Origin of the sequence: Rubripirellula amarantea (genome assembly GCF_007859865.1) — a bacterium.
Taxonomy (GTDB): Bacteria; Planctomycetota; Planctomycetia; order Pirellulales; family Pirellulaceae; genus Rubripirellula; species Rubripirellula amarantea.
In genome coordinates this window covers 1,081,208-1,099,393 of record NZ_SJPI01000001.1, presented here as the reverse complement: position 1 = coordinate 1,099,393, position 18,186 = coordinate 1,081,208, and the positions used below count along the sequence as shown (strand labels likewise).

General features: G+C 54.5%; 16 protein-coding genes. 10 read left to right on the top strand and 6 right to left on the bottom strand.

What is annotated here, in order from left to right:
• The first annotated feature begins 15 nt into the window (after positions 1 to 15).
• Positions 16 to 834 (top strand): histidinol-phosphatase, encoded by an 819-nt coding sequence (gene hisN, locus Pla22_RS04020; RefSeq protein WP_146513466.1) that lies wholly within the window; start codon positions 16 to 18, stop codon positions 832 to 834.
• 1 nt (position 835) lies between these two features.
• Here the strand turns inward: hisN and Pla22_RS04015 are convergent, their stop codons facing one another.
• On the bottom strand, positions 836 to 3,040 hold the full coding sequence (locus Pla22_RS04015) for a hypothetical protein (RefSeq protein WP_165440505.1): 2,205 nt from the start codon (positions 3,038 to 3,040) through the stop codon (positions 836 to 838).
• Positions 3,041 to 3,085: 45 nt separating this feature from the next.
• Here Pla22_RS04015 and mnmG point away from each other — a divergent pair, with 45 nt between their 5' ends.
• Entirely contained in the window at positions 3,086 to 4,906 is a 1,821-nt protein-coding gene (mnmG, locus tag Pla22_RS04010) for a tRNA uridine-5-carboxymethylaminomethyl(34) synthesis enzyme MnmG (protein WP_146513464.1), read from the top strand.
• Positions 4,907 to 5,056: 150 nt separating this feature from the next.
• Here the strand turns inward: mnmG and Pla22_RS04005 are convergent, their stop codons facing one another.
• Positions 5,057 to 5,269 carry a hypothetical protein gene (locus Pla22_RS04005; RefSeq protein WP_146513463.1) on the bottom strand — a complete coding sequence of 71 codons (213 nt, stop codon included), beginning with the start codon at positions 5,267 to 5,269 and terminating at the stop codon, positions 5,057 to 5,059.
• Positions 5,270 to 5,563: 294 nt separating this feature from the next.
• Here Pla22_RS04005 and Pla22_RS04000 point away from each other — a divergent pair, with 294 nt between their 5' ends.
• From Pla22_RS04000 to Pla22_RS03975, 6 genes are all read left to right on the top strand, one after another.
• The gene (locus Pla22_RS04000) at positions 5,564 to 6,151 is read left to right on the top strand and encodes a response regulator (protein ID WP_207310290.1); all 588 of its coding nucleotides are present in this window, start codon (positions 5,564 to 5,566) and stop codon (positions 6,149 to 6,151) included.
• Positions 6,152 to 6,153: 2 nt separating this feature from the next.
• The gene (locus tag Pla22_RS03995) at positions 6,154 to 7,581 is read left to right on the top strand and encodes a sensor histidine kinase (protein WP_146513461.1); all 1,428 of its coding nucleotides are present in this window, start codon (positions 6,154 to 6,156) and stop codon (positions 7,579 to 7,581) included.
• Between the two features lie 169 nt (positions 7,582 to 7,750).
• Positions 7,751 to 9,241: an Asp-tRNA(Asn)/Glu-tRNA(Gln) amidotransferase subunit GatA gene (gene gatA / locus Pla22_RS03990; protein WP_146513460.1), complete on the top strand. Its 1,491-nt coding sequence runs from the start codon at positions 7,751 to 7,753 to the stop codon at positions 9,239 to 9,241.
• Entirely contained in the window at positions 9,241 to 10,722 is a 1,482-nt protein-coding gene (gatB, locus tag Pla22_RS03985; RefSeq protein WP_146513459.1) for an Asp-tRNA(Asn)/Glu-tRNA(Gln) amidotransferase subunit GatB, read from the top strand. The genes gatA and gatB overlap by 1 nt, the downstream gene beginning before the upstream one ends.
• 7 nt (positions 10,723 to 10,729) lie before the next feature.
• Entirely contained in the window at positions 10,730 to 11,221 is a 492-nt protein-coding gene (locus Pla22_RS03980; protein WP_242631781.1) for a hypothetical protein, read from the top strand.
• Positions 11,218 to 12,036 (top strand): hypothetical protein, encoded by an 819-nt coding sequence (locus Pla22_RS03975; RefSeq protein WP_146513458.1) that lies wholly within the window; start codon positions 11,218 to 11,220, stop codon positions 12,034 to 12,036. The genes Pla22_RS03980 and Pla22_RS03975 overlap by 4 nt, the downstream gene beginning before the upstream one ends.
• 50 nt (positions 12,037 to 12,086) lie before the next feature.
• Here the strand turns inward: Pla22_RS03975 and hisB are convergent, their stop codons facing one another.
• The 4 genes from hisB to hisD form a co-directional block, all read right to left on the bottom strand.
• A complete protein-coding gene (gene hisB, locus Pla22_RS03970) occupies positions 12,087 to 12,674 on the bottom strand; it encodes an imidazoleglycerol-phosphate dehydratase HisB (protein ID WP_146513457.1) in 588 nt (195 codons plus the stop codon).
• Positions 12,671 to 13,723 (bottom strand): histidinol-phosphate transaminase, encoded by a 1,053-nt coding sequence (gene hisC / locus Pla22_RS03965; protein ID WP_146515214.1) that lies wholly within the window; start codon positions 13,721 to 13,723, stop codon positions 12,671 to 12,673. The genes hisB and hisC overlap by 4 nt, the downstream gene beginning before the upstream one ends.
• A gap of 92 nt (positions 13,724 to 13,815) precedes the next feature.
• A complete protein-coding gene (locus Pla22_RS03960) occupies positions 13,816 to 14,328 on the bottom strand; it encodes a four helix bundle protein (protein WP_146513456.1) in 513 nt (170 codons plus the stop codon).
• Between the two features lies 1 nt (position 14,329).
• A complete protein-coding gene (hisD, locus tag Pla22_RS03955) occupies positions 14,330 to 15,700 on the bottom strand; it encodes a histidinol dehydrogenase (RefSeq protein WP_146513455.1) in 1,371 nt (456 codons plus the stop codon).
• 89 nt (positions 15,701 to 15,789) lie between these two features.
• Here hisD and Pla22_RS03950 point away from each other — a divergent pair, with 89 nt between their 5' ends.
• Positions 15,790 to 16,815 carry a threonine aldolase family protein gene (locus Pla22_RS03950; protein WP_146513454.1) on the top strand — a complete coding sequence of 342 codons (1,026 nt, stop codon included), beginning with the start codon at positions 15,790 to 15,792 and terminating at the stop codon, positions 16,813 to 16,815.
• Positions 16,812 to 18,173 carry an ArnT family glycosyltransferase gene (locus Pla22_RS03945; RefSeq protein ID WP_146513453.1) on the top strand — a complete coding sequence of 454 codons (1,362 nt, stop codon included), beginning with the start codon at positions 16,812 to 16,814 and terminating at the stop codon, positions 18,171 to 18,173. Before Pla22_RS03950 ends, Pla22_RS03945 begins: the two co-directional genes overlap by 4 nt.
• The last annotated feature ends 13 nt before the right edge of the window (positions 18,174 to 18,186 follow it).

Below are 18,186 nucleotides of genomic sequence, written 5' to 3'. Positions count from 1 at the left end.
ACAAGGAATCTAACCATGAACACGCAACGTGATCCCAGCCAATGGCAAGATCTGCATGAAGGTCGCTTGGCTGCAATGATTGAAGTTGCCACCGCAGCCGGGGCTCATACTTTGAAATACTTCCGCAATCCGGAATTGACCTTCGATGCAAAGAGTGACGCGTCGCCGGTGACGATCGCGGACCGCGAAGCAGAGCAATTGGTTCGTGACTTGATCACCGAACGATTTCCCACGGATACCATGCAGGGGGAAGAGTTCGCTGAAAAATCAGGCTCAAGTGACTATCGCTGGGTCGTTGACCCAATCGACGGAACGAAGTCGTTCATCTGCGGCGTGCCGTTGTACTCGACCTTGCTGGCTTTGGAGTGGAAAGGCGAACCTCTGGGGGGCGTGATTTTCATTCCCGCACTGAATGAAATCATCGTGGCGGCGATGGGGCATGGAAGCTGGGTTCGCGTTTGCGATGCTTCGTGGCAAGCGGCTCGTGTTTCCAATAAGACAAGTATTGACGAAGCCGTGTTCGTGGTGAGCCAAGTGGATTCGTTTGCACAGCGAGGTGCCAAGTCAGGGTACGAGTCCCTTGAATCATCAGCGTTTATTACCCGGTCTTGGGGTGATGGCTATGGTTACCTGATGGTTGCCACCGGTCGCGCCGATATCATGGTCGACCCAATTTGTAATGCCTGGGACGTCGCTGCGATCCTTCCGATAATTGTCGAAGCGGGTGGGACATTCACCGATTGGAAGGGCGTTGTAACGTGCCGTGGTGGTGATGGAGTTGGCACGAATGGCAAACTGCACAACGAAGTCTTGAAAGCCCTGGGTTCCAAGTGAACTAGGAACCTGAAAGGGTCTGGAATCCACGGATGCGGGCTCGAGGTGCAAGGCCTTGCGCGTCAATCGGTGTGTCAAGAATGTACGTTCCGACATTGCCAGCTTTATCGGTCGCGTCGAGTCGTAAGTAGAACGCACGCGGCAAACCAGGATCGGCAGGCCACGCGTAGTCGCCATCGTTCCGCAAGCCGCCGGCGATAGTGGTCCAGGGACCATCGACGCTTTCGCTGTACGACAATGCAATCGGACGCTCTTTCAAATTCGAGTCGTCGCACTCGTATTGAATTACAAGTGACCCGACGCGATCCCCTTGTCCGTAACGGGCTCCGCTAATTCGAACTTCAGGTGCCTGTTTGTCGACAACGACAACGATGTCCGGAAGATCGCCTGCGAGCGGTCGTGCGCTGGTCAAGCCGCTGCTGCCGACAACGACGATGCGATAACTGAATACGCCTTCTTCACGTGTTTCAATATCAAAGGGACTTGATTTGTCGGGATCGCGTCCCCAAAGTTTCCAAGAGGCACCTTCATCGATGCTGCCGTAGAGTTCAATTGCCTCGACGCCTTGGCTGCCGACGGCTTCGAGGACATAGTCCAAGCTGAATCGTTCGCTGTCACTAAAACGCACGGGTACGCGCGATAGCACCTGGGATCGCAAGTTCGGTGATGGTGATTGCACGGACGGACGATTGGCGACGTTGCGATCGCTGGCACTTCCAGTTTCGTCTTCGTTGCTGCTGTACTTCGGTGGCACCACACTGCGTTCAGACAAAGGCCGCATCGCCTCTTGAACTGAGCGAGATCGTTGACGACTAAGCTCAGGTGCCTTGGGTTGTTCCGAACGGGATTGCGGATCAACCGATGGGGCGGGCGCCGGAATGGTTTCCGGCAGCGGCGGATGAGGACTGGCCTGCTGTGGACTCGTCAAACCAAAGCCGTTACTGATCTGTTCGAGTGTTGCTGGTGGCGGCAGGGTTTCAATCGCAGGGTTCGATTGCGCGACCGGCCGTGTGGGAAGTCCAGCGGGAAGCCCCACAGGTGCGCTTGTACGCGTGGACGATAAATTGTTCATCGCGCCGCGGTAAGGGTTTGCCATGGCGTTTGGAGCATAGCCGTAACCAGCCATCGCACCGCTGGCGAATCCTTGCGGGACTGCGTCGGCGAACTGGCGAGGGTAGGCCGGTTGAGCGTTGCCATAGATCGGCGACAAGGAGGCATCGGCATAGCGGGGCCCAGGTGCCTCGGCGATACGAGGCTTGCGAATCATCCTATCGGCAACACTTTGATTGCCAGCTTTGTCGCGGGCGACCATGCGAACCGACAATTGGTCCCAGTCGTCCTGGGTCGAAAAGTGAACGGCGCCGGCTTTCTTGAGCAGAGCCGAATCGATGTCAGCCCACTGCTGCATTCGATCGGTAATGTACCGGATCGTAATGTCTGAAATATCGGTCGCGTCGTCGATCGTTGCAAACACAGCCACTCGTCCATCGCCGTCGGAGTCCACCGACAACTCGATTCGCGGTTCAGTCGTGTCGACAAAGATCTTTCGCTGGGGTTGGATTTGGCCAGGTTGAAGATCGTGAGCCGGTGGTTGAGCTTGGCTTGTCTTGGCCTCGGTGGTCCAAGTCGCAAACCAGTATTCGCCGTCACGGTCAGCAACGAATTCGAATTCTTGCGGTTTCCCGTTCTTCGAGGTTTTCGCTGCTACCCAACGCCATTGTTGAGAATCCGAGGCTGGATCGGCGACGTACAGGTGGACGTTCACCGGTCCATTAGGTTGGTCGTTTACCGTGAACGGGATGGAAAACGATTTTGCGCCTAGGATGAAGCTGTCGGGGCTGGGCTTAGCGACGGGGGCCGCCGACTGTCCTGGTCGAATAGGAGCATGGGTGGTGTTCGCGGTTGTACTGCCGCTGGTAACGGTCGAATCGGGGTTGCTCACCTCGACAGCCGACGCAGTGTCTATCAGCATGGGGACCAACAAAAACGGTGCTGCGGCCCAGAGAAGGCGTTCGCGAATATTCCCGCGAATCCCGAGGGAGTCTCTAAGGATTTTCGAAAAACGTCTGCGGAGTCCAGATTGACTCTTCTTGCCCGCCATTTGCATCGTGATACTTCGACTGAGAACTGCGGATAATACGTCAAGCACATTGAGAAACGTGTGAAACAGATGCGGAACAAGAAATTCCGCATCGATCGACTCCACCTCAAATCGGCTTCGACGTTTAACGATGCAAACTAAAGAAAAAATATGAACGCCTGTCTTTATTACTATGACGTCATCGTGATCGGTGCTGGGCACGCCGGGACGGAAGCCGCTGCTGCTGCGGCTCGGCTCGGAGCCAAAACGGCTCTGTTGACCACGAACCTTGACACCGTCGGTCAAATGTCGTGCAACCCGGCGATCGGCGGCGTTGCCAAAGGACAAATCGTCCGCGAGGTCGACGCGCTGGGTGGATTGATGGGAGAGGCGATCGACGCCACGGCCATCCAGTTTCGAATGCTCAACCGGCGCAAGGGCCCGGCGATGCATAGCCCGCGAGCTCAGGCCGACAAGAAGGCCTATCAACAGTTCATCAAGCATCGGATTGAACTGCAAGACAACCTCGACCTGAGGCAAGAGACGGTCGAAGATTTGATCATTGATGAAAGCGGCGAGTCACCACAAGTTGCCGGTGTCCGCGTCCGTGGCAACGCCGAGTACCGAGCGCCAACGATTGTGCTTACGACCGGCACGTTCCTGCAAGCGATCATGCACACCGGTGAAGCCAAGACAGCCGGCGGTCGTGGGGGCGAAGGAACCACATCGGGTATTAGCGGAGCACTCGCTCGGCTTGGCTTTGAAGTGGAACGTTTCAAAACCGGGACGCCGCCCCGTTTGAATGCTCGCACGATCGATTACTCGAAACTCGAAGAGCAACCCGGCGATGATGATCCCCAAGGGTTTTCGTTCTTGACTGACAAAGTGGTCACCGAGCAAGTTCCCTGTCACATCACTTACACAAACGAATCTGTTCACGAGTTGATTCGAGCCAACCTCGATCGCGCGCCGATGTACTCGGGCCAAATCAATTCACAAGGTCCAAGATACTGTCCGTCAATCGAGGACAAGGTGGTTCGCTTCGCGGATAAGTCTCAACATCAATTGTTCCTGGAACCTGAGGGCCATGACACCCAAGAGGTCTACGTTAACGGGATCTCGACGAGTTTGCCGCGGGACGTTCAGGATGAGATGTTCAAGCGAATCGAAGGACTCCAAAATGCCTCGATCATGCGCTATGGATACGCCGTGGAGTACGATTTTTGTCCACCGACTCAGTTGTGGTCGCACCTGGAATCCAAGTCGGTCAAAGGATTGTTTTTCGCCGGCCAGATCAACGGCACGACCGGTTACGAGGAAGCTGCCGGCCAGGGATTGATTGCCGGTCTGAACGCAGCGCTGACCGTTGCTGGAAAACCTACGTGGGTGCCATCGCGAGACCAAGCATACATCGGCGTGTTGGTTGACGATTTGGTGACTGCCGGCACCGACGAACCCTATCGAATGTTCACCAGCCGCGCCGAGTATCGTTTGCTGCTGCGTCAGGACAACGCGGATCGCCGACTCACCGCGCAAGCAGATTCGTTGGGGCTAATTTCCAGTGAACGTCGGGAACGATTCGCTAAGAAATTGGCGGATATTGATCGTGGCTTTGAATTGCTCAAAGCGACGCGTGTCGCGGATACTCCGGGTGATGTGTACCTGCGTCGGCCCGAGGTGGATTGGTCCACGATGTGTCAAGTAAACTCGGAACTTCAAGCAATCGAATCCTCAGCGGCGCAGCAGTGCTTGTTTGATATCAAGTACGAGGGCTATATCTCTCGACAGAAAATGGAAGTCGAGAAGGCTCAGCGGTTGGCTGGAAAGCGGATCCCGGCCACGTTCGACTACGCCAAAATCAGGGCGCTTCGGAACGAAGCGCGTGAGAAGTTCTGTAAGGTGCGACCGTTAAGTCTGGACCAAGCCAAACGGATCAGTGGAATCACACCCGCCGACATCGCGTTGGTTTTGGCCTACCTCGAAGCAAAGTAGGGAAAGCAAGTTGGCAAGTCGAATCGGGGAAATCAAATTTCGGCTTTCTATTTTTGTTGGTCATCGACGAAGTCGTTCTTCTACTCTTGCTCCGGTTTGCCCCAACCGCGAACGCAACGCAATTCGCGGAAGTCACGCAATTCACCGGGCTTATCTTGGCGTGATTACCCCAAGTGGGTGCATCGCTTTTTTCTTCGCTTCCTCGACGCATTCATTTAAATCAATGATTAGCAACAACTTACGGCGAATGAATCGATCTTGACCGAGTTGGTTAAAACGATAGAATTCGTCGACGAGGCAAGCTTGGAAAGGCAGAGAGGCTTGGAGCTTCTTGCTGCTTGCGTTCTTCACGTAATCTGGCATTGAAATGTGCTAGTGCGGTGGAGCGGCGAGTTTGTTAAAGGAGGGCCATTGGTGAATGGTCGAGTGGACGTCGCGCAGCGGATGCGTGGGATTTCTCGGCCGTATGTTTCGTCGATTTTCTTAGCGCTAACGGACTCGCTTGAGTCAACGCACTAAGCAATTTTGCGGCACTCACTAACGGTTCGCTTTGGTTTCAATGCACGGTTTCGGGAATGTCTCGTCGCTGTTGCCCGTGAATTCAAGGCATCGGTTCATTCTGACAAGGCTAGTCATGCAGGGAGGATGGTTTCTGCCATGACCACTAAAACGGTATTTACGACAGGCGAAGCGGCGAAGATCTGTAAGGTCAGCCAGCAAACAATCATTCGTTGTTTCGACAACGGGTCGTTGAAGGGCTTTCGCGTTCCAGGCAGCAAGTTTCGGCGGATTCCCCGCGAACAGCTTTACCTGTTCATGAAAGACAACGGGATTCCCACCGATGCTCTTGAAAGCGGAAAGAAGAAACTCTTGATCGTCGATGACGACCAAGATCTCGTTGATTTGATGAAAGACGGATTCGATCGTGACGGTCGGTTCGATATTCGAACCGCGAATAACGGTTTTGATGCCGGCATGGGTGTGAAAGAGTTCCGACCGGACTTGGTTGTGCTCGACGTTATGCTCCCCGATATCAATGGCAAAGAAGTTTGCCAACGTGTTCGCACGGACCCCACGATGGACACGGTTAAGATCCTGTGCATCTCGGGGATGGTCGAACACAATAAAGTCGACGCACTTAGGGCTGCCGGCGCCAACGATTTCATGCAGAAGCCTTTCTCGATTGACGATCTAGTCAATCGCGCTTGCGACCTGTTGGAAATTGAACGCGGCGTAACGAACTAGTCGTGGATAAACCTAAGCCGCCGACCGGGCCTAGCGTGGTCGACGGCGATGGTGGAATGGCGTTCGATTCGGTTCGAAGCGAACTCATTCCTGCATTGGCGTCGAGCAATGACGCTGTGGCGATTCCTGTTTCGAGTTTTCCTGGGTCATCCATTTCAAACGACTTCCCCGTTGCCATGACGCAAAGGACGGACTCGATGGCGTGGTTGCCCTGCATCCGGCGTGGATCTCAGCGATGGTGGTTACCACGATCGTTGGATGCGACTGATGCAATCATTCGCCTTTTGCTTTCTAAAGAGCGATCACAGGCGATTCCGAGGTCATTGGTCGATCACTTGTCGGGGGTGATCCAGCGCGATGCACCTTTGTTGATCTTTTGCGCTGTCCACATCGACGCGTCGCAGGTTGAGGTCACTGACCTTGCTCGTTGGTTGATCGATCATGCGACGGGTTGCTTTGCCAATGGGGACGCGTACTTAGGGTTTGAACCTCCTCAGATCGACGTTGCTAAGCAGACTCAAAAGCTTAGCGATCACTTCCGAACCTTGCCCGTTGATTTGTGGATGAACGACGCATCGTTGTGGTTGGAAACTTTCGGACCGCCGGTTCCCGTGGCGTGGCAACAACAATGGCCCACGGTGGTTGCACCGACAAACGGCGCGGTCCAATCTTTGTCCGCAGACGTTGAAGGCGATTCGCTTCAGCAACTTGCTCGTCAAGTTGAACAGCATCGATCACTTGAACGATCGTTTGACGAACGACTCCACAAGAACAAACTCGGTGCGGTGAAACAACTCGCTTACGGATTGTCTCACGAGATCAACAATCCGTTGGCCAATATTTCTACCCGTGCCCAGCAGCTTCAGAAAGACGAAAAGGATCCCGCGCGAGTCGCGACCTTGCAGCGGATCATTGATCAAGTCTACCGCGCGCATGAAATGATCGCGGACCTGATGTTTTACGCCAATCCGCCTCAGGCTCAGGCGAAGCCCGTTGATGTCGTCGCGGAAATCCGTCGTGTGGTCGATTCGTTTCGTGAAGAGACCAAACGCCAGACCATTCGCTTGGAAGTGAGTCTTCCCGAGGATCCCATCGAGCTGACGGTGGATCGGTTGATGATTGGCGAGGCTTTGCGAGTTCTGATTCGCAATGCGGTTGATGCAATCGGTTGCCAAGGAACCATTGTAGTATCCGTCGTGCAAGACAGTGACATGGTTCGGATTCATGTTGCCGATAGCGGGCCCGGGCTATCGAGCGAAGCTCGCCAGCACGCGTTTGATCCGTATTATTCAGGTCGCGAAGCTGGTCGCGGTCTGGGGTTGGGGCTGTGCCGAGCCTATCGTATCGCTCGGCTACACCAGGCCGATATCACGCTGGCAGGCGGTCCCGCCGGATGCGTCGCGACACTTTCTTTGAAACGACACGCCTAGGACTGGTTTCCAATAGCCGCAAGTATTTGCTGCGATTGGGCCGACAATCGGGCGTTTGGATGCTGTGATGCCACGTCGACTTAGTGTTTCGACACGTCTAGCCTCATTGACGTGACTTGTTGATAATCACAGCAAATCTCAAGAAACCGTGTTCCCCTGGCGTTGCTGCATGCTTGATTCTGTCCCCGAAATACTCCGATTGCAGGCTGAAGGCGAATTGTCTGCCGTCGCGATCGTCACCGCCGCACTTGACCGCATCGCTGCCGTTGATGCAACGATCAACGCATTTACCCATACGAACCGAGAACTTTCGCTCGCCGCGGCAGCGGAAATTGACCGCAAGCGTTCTGCTGGCGAACCGCTCGGACCGCTCGCTGGAGTGCCGGTTGCAGTCAAAGATGTGCTTTGCACTCGTGACATGCCTACCACGTGTTCATCAAAGATGCTCAAGGACTTTCGACCACCCTACGACGCAGGCGTGGTGGAAAAATTGCGAGCTGCCGATGCGGTGATCATCGGAAAGTCCAACATGGATGAATTCGCGATGGGAGCGTCAACTGAAAACAGCGCCTTCGGAATCACACGAAACCCATGGGATACGACTCGGATTCCCGGTGGTAGTAGCGGTGGTGCCGCGGCCTGCGTTGCGGCCGGCATGGTGCCCGCCAGCCTGGGAACGGACACCGGTGGTTCGATCCGCCAACCCGCTGCGATGTGTGGGGTGACGGGGATGAAACCCACCTACGGTCGCGTTAGTCGTTATGGTCTGATCGCATTCGCCAGTAGTCTTGATCAGGTCGGTCCGCTGGGTTGGTCCGTTGCCGATATCGCGCCTGTGATGCATGCGATCGCAGGACATGATCATCGTGATTCAACTTCGCTGAAGCACGATGTGGGATCGTACACTCACGCTTTGGCTTCGAAGGATCTTCGCGGTCTTAAGATTGGTATCTTGCGGCAAACGATGTCGGTGGAAGGAATCGAAGATTCCGTACGCAAGTCCGTCGAGGAGGCCGCCAAGGTATTTGTTGAAGCGGGAGCCGAAATCATCGAAGTTGATTTGCCTCACAGCGAATACTGGGTGCCAACCTACTACGTGATTGCACCAAGTGAAGCCAGCAGCAACTTGTCTAGGTATGACGGTGCTCACTATGGACACCGCGCCGCAGACATTGCCACCGATGCTGATCTGGGGCCGTTGGTGACGACGTACTGCCGCAGTCGTGCCGAAGGGTTTGGTGCGGAAGTCAAACGGCGAATCATGATCGGAACGTATGCACTTAGCGAAGGCTATGCCGACGACTATTACAACAAGGCCTTGAAAGTTCGTCGCTTGATTAAGAGCGACTATGACGCAGCCTTTTCACAAGTGGACTTGTTGCTCGGGCCCGTTGCGCCTACCCCTGCTTTCAAACTGGGGGACAAGGTTGACGATCCGCTGCAGATGTACCTTTGCGACCTATTTACCACGGGTGCGAACTTGGCCGGTATCCCGGCCTTATCGATGCCATCGGGATTTGACGCCAGCGGATTGCCATTGGCGATCCAATTGCAAGCTCCGGCGTTAGAAGAAGCTCGTTTAATATTCGCTGGTGCAGCATACCAATCCGTTACAGATCACCATAAGAAACGTCCCGCCTCGTTCGGGGAGGCAGTGTAATGAGTCAAATTGATGGTTATCCCGCGACAACAGTCATCGGACTGGAAGTACACGTCCAACTCAAGACGAACACAAAGTTATTCTGTGGCTGCAGCACCGAGTTTGGTGCGCCGCCAAATACTCAGGTTTGTCCAGTTTGTTTAGGACTGCCGGGAGCATTGCCGGTGATGAACGAAGCGGCGATTGATTTATCAGTCAAAGCTGGTTTGGCCATCGATTGTTCGATTCCACCCATGACGAAATGGGACCGAAAGCAGTACTTCTATCCGGATTTGCCCAAGGGCTATCAGATTAGCCAATTTGACCTGCCGATTTGCGCCGATGGGTTCATCGAAATCGCGGACCCTTCGAACCCAGACCAGACATGCAAGATCGGTGTCATTCGTGCTCACTTGGAAGAAGACGCTGGCAAGAGCATGCACGACGAAGCAGCAGGGCGATCGGATACCAAGATTGACCTCAACCGTTGCGGAACGCCACTGCTTGAAATCGTCAGTCAGCCTGACATGCGGTCATCGGCCGAAGCCAAGGCTTACCTGCAGGAATTGAAGTTGCGAATGACTCATCTCGGCATATCCGACTGTGAAATGCAGGAAGGCAGTCTGCGAGTCGACGCGAACGTGAACCTGCACATCGACGTTGATGGCAAGAAGGTTGCCACACCGATCGTCGAAGTGAAGAACATGAACTCGTTTCGCGCAGTCGAGCGTGCGATCGAGTACGAAGTTGGTCGCCAATACGACTTGTGGGAAGAGACCGGAAAGACAATCAAGGATGAATCCAAGACGACTCGTGGTTGGAATGATGTGGACGGAAAGACGTTCCTGCAACGCGAGAAAGAAGAGTCTGCCGATTACCGCTATTTCCCCGACCCCGATCTGCTACCAATCCGATTGCCTCGCGAACGAGTTGAAGCGATACGAGCTTCCCTTGGCGAGCTTCCCGCAGCGCTTCGCGAGCGACTGCAAGGGCAGTACGGGATTAAGCCATACGACGCTGACGTGATCGTGAACCAAGGTCCCGGATTGATCACGTACTTCGAATCGGTTGCCACCATTTCAGGAGACGGAAAGCGGGCGAGTTCTTGGATCCAGCAGGACGTGATGCGCGCCATGAACGACCAGCAAATCGAAATCACTGATTATCCCATTACAGCTGAGCAACTCGGCGATCTGCTCAGTCGCGTATCCAAAGGCGATCTCGAACAGGGCAGGGCACGTGACGTGCTCGCACATATGATCGAAAAGTCGTGCGATGTCGATCAGGCGATCGCGGATTTGGGGATCGAGTCAGTCGATAATAGCGAGATCGAGAACCTTTGCCGTGAATTGTTGGCTGCCAACCCCCAAGTGGCCGAAGATTACCAAGCTGGCAAAAAGCAAGCAGTGGGCTCTTTGATCGGACAAGCCAAGCGAAAGAACCCGAATGCGAACCCGCAGGTGGTTCGCGAAACACTGCTTCAAATCCTCGAACAAGGTTGATCGTGCGATGCAGGCGGTCAAGGACGACGCAATCGGCGAAGGAGTGAAGACGCAGCGAGATCATGGTTTTTTGGCCATCGTCGCGTTGGTGGTTGTGATTGCGGTTTGGCTGCTGTTGATGCCGTGGGTGAAGCCGATCATTCACGCCACAATGAACCGCTTCCATTTGCGTAGTGCTTCGTTTGCGATCTTCGCGATCCAGTTTCCGATTCCGGCGATGTACAACTTCGCCAATCGAAGCGACGTTCAAGATTATCCGCCGGACTTGGTGGATCCCTTGATGATTAACTTGGACCCCAAATTGTCGGGGCGTTATTGCAACCACTTCCCCGCGCGGACGATGACGTTCGCAGACGCAAGGTTCTTTCACTTGCAAGATGGCAAGGACCGTTGGTTCACGATTGAATCGACCTATCGAGGCGAGCGGCTGACATCTCGGTTTCATCTGAAGCCGGATTCTGAACAAGGTTACTTGATGTTGCGATTGGACGAACCATGAGCGATACCAGCTTGTCAAATACTCCGGTGGACAAAGAGATCACGTTGCCGAGCAAAGTTATCGTTGCCTATCGAATCGTGCAGGCGTTGCTTTCGCTGGCGCTGATATGGAAGTGGACGTACTACGTCGCTTCGGTTCGGTTGTACGGCGAAACTCCAATCTTCGATTCGTTCTTCCCCGATTTTTTTCGTTCCAACACGGTCCTTGTTGTCGCATTCTTGGCTGCCGTGGTTGCGTCAGGTCTAGGCGTTGTTGTTGGCAATCGGCGGACGCTTATCGCCCTCGCTTTGATTTCGTTCGCAGGTTTGACGATCACTTGTGTTCACCAGGGAAGTTACAACGACATGACGTTCGTAACCGCATGGTGGACCGCGTTATGGTCGCTGTGGTACGTGACGCGACTGGATTGCGATGAACCCGAACGCTTGCTTAGCAAAGGCGCGTTCTTAAGTCGAGCAATCATCAGCGTGATCTTGCTCGGCGGTGCAATCGGTAAATGGACGTCGGAGTATTGGTCGGGCGAAGTGTTCTATGACATCTACTTCGTCGACCGAGATTATTGGGTATTCAACCTGATTCGCCAAAACTTCGATGCTGACGTTCAACGAGTATTGGCGACTTGGTACAGCCGTTTCGTGATCGCGTCGGAGACAATGGCCGGATTCACGCTTTGGCTGCTACCACCCCGCATCGCGGCGGTCGCAGCCATGGTGATGCTGACCTCGATCGCACTGCTTTCAAACTTCATGTTGTTTTCAGTGCTACTGAGTTTGGTTGGACTGGCGTCTATCGGCCTGTTCGTCAGTAAGAAATAGACTCAAGAGCCAGCGAGTGATCTTGCCAGATCGTCGCATGAGGCGTCGACTTACAGCACGCCCTTGGTGCTGGGCACGGCGTCGCTTCTTGGGTCGCTTTCGGCTGCCATGCGGATGGCACGGGCAACTGACTTGAACACACATTCGGCAATGTGGTGTCCGTTGCGACCATGGTGCAACAAAACGTGCAGGTTGCAGTTGGAGTTGGCAGCAAACGATTGCCAAAAGTGTTCGACGAGTTCGCTGTCGAAGGTGCCGATCTTCGACGCACCAATCGGAGCGTGATACTCGAATGCGTAACGTCCGCCCAGGTCCACCGCGGCCGTTACCAAGCACTCGTCCATTGGAAGCGTGAAGTGACCGTATCGACGGATGCCTGCTCGATTACCCAGGGCTTCGTGAATGGCTTGACCCAGTGCGATGCCGATGTCTTCAGCGGTGTGATGGTCGTCGACGTGCAGGTCGCCCTTGGCATCGACGTCAAGATTGATCAACGCATGTTTAGCGAGTAAGTCGAGCATGTGGTCAAGAAATCCGATTCCGCTAGATCGCGTACCGCTTCCGTCGCCATCGAGATCAATGGTCAGCTTGATGTCGGTTTCACCGGTCTTGCGGTGGATCGTTTTCGTTCGGCTCATGAGAATCTTTCTAGCATCATCAAACAGGCGTCAATTTGGTCGTCCGTGCCCACGCTAATCCGTAGTCCGTCGCCCCAGTCAGGAAATTGCATGTATCGGACCAAAATCTGGTTTGCTTTGAGGTATTCGTAACGACTTTGATGATTGCCATCGGGGTGCTGGCACCAAACAAAGTTCGCATGCGAAGGCGTGACGTGGAAACCAAGTTCGGTGAGCTTTGTTTCCATTCGGGCTCGTGTGGCGTTTAGTTTGGCGACAACGTCTTTGAGCCAATCTTGACTCGACATCGCCGCGGTCGCGGCGGCAATCGAAATGGCGTCGCAGTTGTAGCTGTCTTTGATCTTGGCCAAGTTGGCAATGATCTGAGGCTGGGCGATGAGAAACCCGAAACGTACGCCAGCGAGCCCGTAGGATTTGCTAAGCGTACGAGTGACCATGACTCGCTCGTTTTGCTGAACCAATTCCAAACAGTTTTGGTTCGCGAAATCAACGTAGGCTTCGTCGACAACCAGTGGACAGTCGAGCGAATTGGCAATCGCCGCGACTTCTTCTTGGTCGACAATCGTGCCGCTGGGGCTATTAGGGTTGGGCAGCAACACAAGTTTGAGCTTATCGCTGGTTTCCCCAAACTCAGCAGCAAGTTTCCAATCGTCGTTAAAAGGAACTTGTTCCCAAGACGCACCTTGGATGTCTGCGAGCGTGCGATACAGAATGTAGCTGGGGTAGGGCAAACGCAGTTTTTCCCCTTCGCCGACGAAGCCTCGCACCAGCATGGTCAATATTTCGTCGCTGCCATTTCCAGCAAGCACCCATTCGGGGCCGGGTAAACCAAGTGCATCGGCTGCAGCGTGCCTGAAAGCCGTCGCCATCGGATCGGGGTAACGATTAATGTTTCCCGTGGCTGCTTCTTGAATCGCTTTAACGACCGCAGGGCAGGGCGGGTAGGGATTTTCGTTGGTGTTTAGTTTGATGACTTTTCCCGGCGCGGATTGTTCCCCCGGTGTGTAGGGAAGCATCTTGGAAAGGGCGGGGCGGAAGAGCGAAGTCATGGTTGGCGATGGGGGGCGGTGGTTGGGGTGAGTCGTCAGCATAACGCGGTTGATGAGTACTGAGTACTGAGTACTGAGTACTGGGTAATGAGTCACGGTTCTTTGTCGGTTTCGTCTTCGGTGGTGCCGTCCGGTTTGTCTCGGAACATCTCAGCGCGTTTTTCTCCGGTGAACTTTTCGTACATTTCCCACACTTCACTGGACCAACTCTTGTACGGTCGGATGTGTTGGACTCCCGATCCATGCTTTGTCATCGACTTCATGAACGCGTTTATCATTCGGCGAATGGAGACTCCTTCGTTGAACAATTGCTGATACGTTTCGGCGTCGATGTACTCGCGACCGTAGGCGGCGACCAAATGAGACTGAGTTTCCAGTAGGCTGCCCATTGAATATCCCAAGAACTGAATGAACTCACCCTGTGTGCCTCTGCCGACTCCTTCTGCGATGATTGCCGTGGTTGATTCGGATGAGTCATTGATTTGAATCACAAGTCGCCGATCGGATGCAAGCGGTTCATTTTTGATGAGCCGGAAAATCTCCTTCGACCAACCTCTGGCACGTTGCCAAAACATCAAGTCAGTGAATTTTTTGACATCACTCATCTCACGATCTTACTCGGATCGAAACGCTTTCACCGTGTGCGGTGAGCCCTTCTTTCTCGGCTAATGCAATCACATCGGGGGCGATTTGCTTTATGGCCATTTCGTCAAATTCCGTGATGCTACCACTGCGCAAGAAACTGTTGCTTGATAAGCCGGCTGCCCAAGTGCATGTTCCGCCGGTGGGAAGAACGTGACTGGGGCCGGCGGCATAATCGCCAAGTGCCACCGGTGTGTGGTGTCCAAGGAATGCGGCTCCGCTGTTGCGAATCTTTGCGATTTGATCACGCGGGTTCGCCGTTTCGATGTGAAGGTGTTCGGGAGCGAAGGAGTCGGTCAACTCGCAACCTTGCGTTTCATCGCGGACCAAAATCAACGCCCCAAATGCTTCCAACGAGTCGACGGTGAGTTCGCTACGGCTGAGCTTTGCAACTTGGATTGCAAGTTCCGCCTGCACTTTGTCGATGAGGGTTTCGTCCCACGTGATCAAGATCGCAGAGCCAGGCGAGTGTTCGGCTTGAGCTAACAAGTCTGCAGCGACAAAAGCAGGGTTCGCAGTTTCGTCAGCAAGCACGATCACTTCGCTCGGTCCGGCAAAGGAGTCGATGTCGACTGTACCGAAGACGTGTTTCTTAGCGAGTGCGACGAACAGGTTTCCAGGGCCAACGATTTTGTCGACCGCGGGCACCGCGTCGCATCCGTAGGCAAGTGCCGCAACACCTTGCGCGCCACCCATTCGGTAAACTTCCGTCACACCAAGTTCGTGACAGGTTGCCAACATATCTGTGTTGTAGGCGCCGAAGGGAGTAGGCGGTGCGATGACGACGATTTCATTGACGCCGGCCACTTGAGCGGGAACGACGGTCATCAGAACAGTCGACGGATAGGCAGCGGCACCGCCGGGAACACACACACCGATTCGTCGCAAAGGAACGTATCGCTGCGTCAGTGTTACACCGGGCTTGGGCGAAATCGTGACGTCTTGATGCAAGATCGCTTTTTGAAACTCGGCAACGTTATCTCGAATTCGGCGAATCGAAGCGAGCAACGCTGGATCGGCGGCAGCGTGAGCCGCGGCTAAGTCAGCAGCGGGTACTCTTAGTTGTTCAGCACTAAGGTTCGCTTTGTCGAGAGCTTGGTTGTATCGCAAGAGTGCCGAGGTGCCATCCCGTTGAACATCGGTGCAAATGGTTTCGACAACTTCGATGGGGGTCAGCGGTTTGCCAAACACTTCCTCGGTCAACGCTCGGCCTCGCGGAGAAACCACGTTGCCATCGGGCGAGAGCTTGACGCGAAGTTGGTCGAGAATCTCGGCCGATCCGCTACGTGCGTCAACTTGTTGAATTTTTAGAGGAGGGGGGGAGGCCGTGGACATGGATCGCCGGATCAGTGGGTACGCTGTTAAAATGAAATGATAGATCGGTGGACACCGATTTCGTAGGCCCACTTACAACAGACCATCGAATGATTGATCTTCGCAGTGACACCGTCACGAAGCCGACGCCCGAAATGAAGCGGGCGATCATTGACGCGCCGCTGGGGGACGCGGTGATTGACGTGGACCCCACGGTCGAAAAACTGGAACAACGAACTGCCGAAATCCTGGGAAAAGAGGCTGCTGTGTTCATGCCCAGCGGCAGTATGACCAATCAAGTGGCCGTTCGGGTTCACTGTGAACGCGGCAGTGAGTTCATTTGTGAGGCCGATTGTCATATCTATCACTACGAACAGGGTGCTTTTGCCGGGCTGAGCGGTTTGGTGGCCAAGACCGTCCCGGGCGACCAGGGAACCCTGCGGGTGGAACATCTCGAAGGCAAGGTCCATCCCGAAAATCAGCATTTCACCCGTACCAAACTGCTGTGTCTAGAAAATACCCACAATCGTTGGGGAGGACGAATCCAGCCCCAGGACGACGTGGTGCAGACCTGTTGGTGGGCCGAAGGCCAGGGACTCAAGACGCATCTCGACGGAGCTCGGTTGTGGAATGCCGCTTCTGCTACTGGCAAGTCGGAAGCCGAACTGTGCGAACCCTTTGATTCGGTCAGCGTTTGTTTTAGCAAAGGCTTGGGAGCCCCGGTTGGTTCAGCTTTGGTCGGGGAGAAAGCCTTTGTCGAGGAAGCACGCCGGGCTAGAAAACTTTTCGGCGGTGCCATGCGGCAAGCGGGGATCATCGCCGCCGGCGCGCTCTATGCCATCGACCATCATCGCGAACGACTTGCCATCGATCATCAACATGCTCGGATGCTAGGTGAGGCAGCGACGAGTTGTGAAGCATTCTCGATCCGTGGCGGCGACGTGCATACCAATATCGTTGCGATCGACATTGCTCCGTCTTGGGGAACGGCTCAACAATTGGTGGATCAATTGGCTGAACATGACATTCAATGCTTTGCAATTGGTCCGCAAGCGATTCGATTGGTAACGCACTTGGATGTTAGTGCCGAGCAAATTGCAACCGCATGCCAAGTCATTAAGGCAGCGGGCGGTTGAAATTTCTTCGCGATATTTTCCCGGCTGTCCTCGTATTTGCGATCGCGGTGGCGGTTCGAGTTCCTTCCTGCTACGAAAGTTTCTGGGTCGACGAACTGCATTCGACTTGGTGCGTGTGGGGGGCGTTAGGGGATGTGGCACCGCGAGCGGTTGTTGGAAACCAATCACCAGTGTGGTTTTGGGCGTTGTGGCTGTGGCGGGCAATTGCAGGTGACAGCGAGGTGGCGCTGCGTATGAGCAGTGTTCTTTGTACGGCTGCGTCAGCATCGTTGTTGTGCGTGGCGATGACCCGAAAGTTCAACGCAACGGCTGGTCTCGCAACCGGATTGGTGATGGCGGTAGAGACGAATTCGATTTTCTTTGGGACCGAGCTTCGTCCCTATGCGTCGATCATTCTGTTGGCCACCCTGGCTGTTTGCAGCTACCTGGGTGAATCAAGGAGCGTTTTGCCGATCGCTGTCACTACGTTGATCGCGGCCGTGATTCAACCGACGAGTGTGGTGGTGATGTTAGGGGTGTTGCTTTTGGCGATGGTCGATAGTGGGACATTGCAAAGGCGAGAAAAGCTTGCAGTCGTTGCAATGTTGATGGGGATGTTAGCGGTTTTCTATTTTCTGCTGTTGCCGACTTGGTTGGTCCGCGAGCGTTGGGGGGCCTTCGCCGTTGCGCCCGCGTTTGCCAAGGCTACTGAAGTTTGGTCGTGGCTATGGCTGTGGCTATTGCCGCTTTTACCCATCGCATTGTTCCGATCGAAAGACCATCGGAAGTTTATAGCGCTGGGTCTGTTAAGCGTGGTCGTCGTGTTCGCGTTTTGGTTTTTGTCGCGGACACAATGGGTGCATCTTTGGCACCGTCGTTACTTCATCGGGCTATTGCCAGTGTTCGCCGTGTTAGTAGGCGGAAGTGTGGCATCCATGTCGAGACGACGAAATCTTGACTGGGTTTGGGCTAGCGTGATCTTGGTCGGACTAATGGTTTCCCAGGGAACAATTCGCCAATGGGCTGCCAATCCTGCTTACTTGGCCTACCGTGGCGAAGGATGGCGGGAAGCAATCGAGTGGGTTAATCAGTCCGGTAAATCAGCAATCGCGATTGAGGCAGGGTTGATTGAAGCGAAAAGCTATGTGGGGAACGATGGCAAGTTGGCAGTCGAAACTTTGGATCCCCTCATGCGAGAATACCTTCTGTGCGTCATTGAGGGGCCCTATCGGCTTATGAGCGAGGACGTGGTGCCTGCAGTCGAGCCTGATGTTGGTGAGCGAAGTTTCGTTACCCGCAATCAGGTCCGCGAGACAGGGAAGTCGGAAGGTGGCACTATCAAACGGTTTGGGAATGTAAGCGTGGTTCTGCAGCCGTGACGGACAGACTTTG

Coding starts and splice junctions, on each gene's coding strand:
- hisD (WP_146513455.1), bottom strand. CDS start 15,700: ATGTCCACGGCCTCCCCCCCTCCTCTAAAAATTCAACAAGTTGACGCA.
- Pla22_RS04005 (WP_146513463.1), bottom strand. CDS start 5,269: ATGCCAGATTACGTGAAGAACGCAAGCAGCAAGAAGCTCCAAGCCTCT.
- Pla22_RS03950 (WP_146513454.1), top strand. CDS start 15,790: ATGATTGATCTTCGCAGTGACACCGTCACGAAGCCGACGCCCGAAATG.
- gatA (WP_146513460.1), top strand. CDS start 7,751: ATGCTTGATTCTGTCCCCGAAATACTCCGATTGCAGGCTGAAGGCGAA.
- mnmG (WP_146513464.1), top strand. CDS start 3,086: ATGAACGCCTGTCTTTATTACTATGACGTCATCGTGATCGGTGCTGGG.
- hisB (WP_146513457.1), bottom strand. CDS start 12,674: ATGAGCCGAACGAAAACGATCCACCGCAAGACCGGTGAAACCGACATC.
- Pla22_RS03980 (WP_242631781.1), top strand. CDS start 10,730: ATGCAGGCGGTCAAGGACGACGCAATCGGCGAAGGAGTGAAGACGCAG.
- Pla22_RS03975 (WP_146513458.1), top strand. CDS start 11,218: ATGAGCGATACCAGCTTGTCAAATACTCCGGTGGACAAAGAGATCACG.
- Pla22_RS03960 (WP_146513456.1), bottom strand. CDS start 14,328: ATGAGTGATGTCAAAAAATTCACTGACTTGATGTTTTGGCAACGTGCC.
- Pla22_RS04000 (WP_207310290.1), top strand. CDS start 5,564: ATGACCACTAAAACGGTATTTACGACAGGCGAAGCGGCGAAGATCTGT.
- hisC (WP_146515214.1), bottom strand. CDS start 13,723: ATGACTTCGCTCTTCCGCCCCGCCCTTTCCAAGATGCTTCCCTACACA.
- gatB (WP_146513459.1), top strand. CDS start 9,241: ATGAGTCAAATTGATGGTTATCCCGCGACAACAGTCATCGGACTGGAA.
- hisN (WP_146513466.1), top strand. CDS start 16: ATGAACACGCAACGTGATCCCAGCCAATGGCAAGATCTGCATGAAGGT.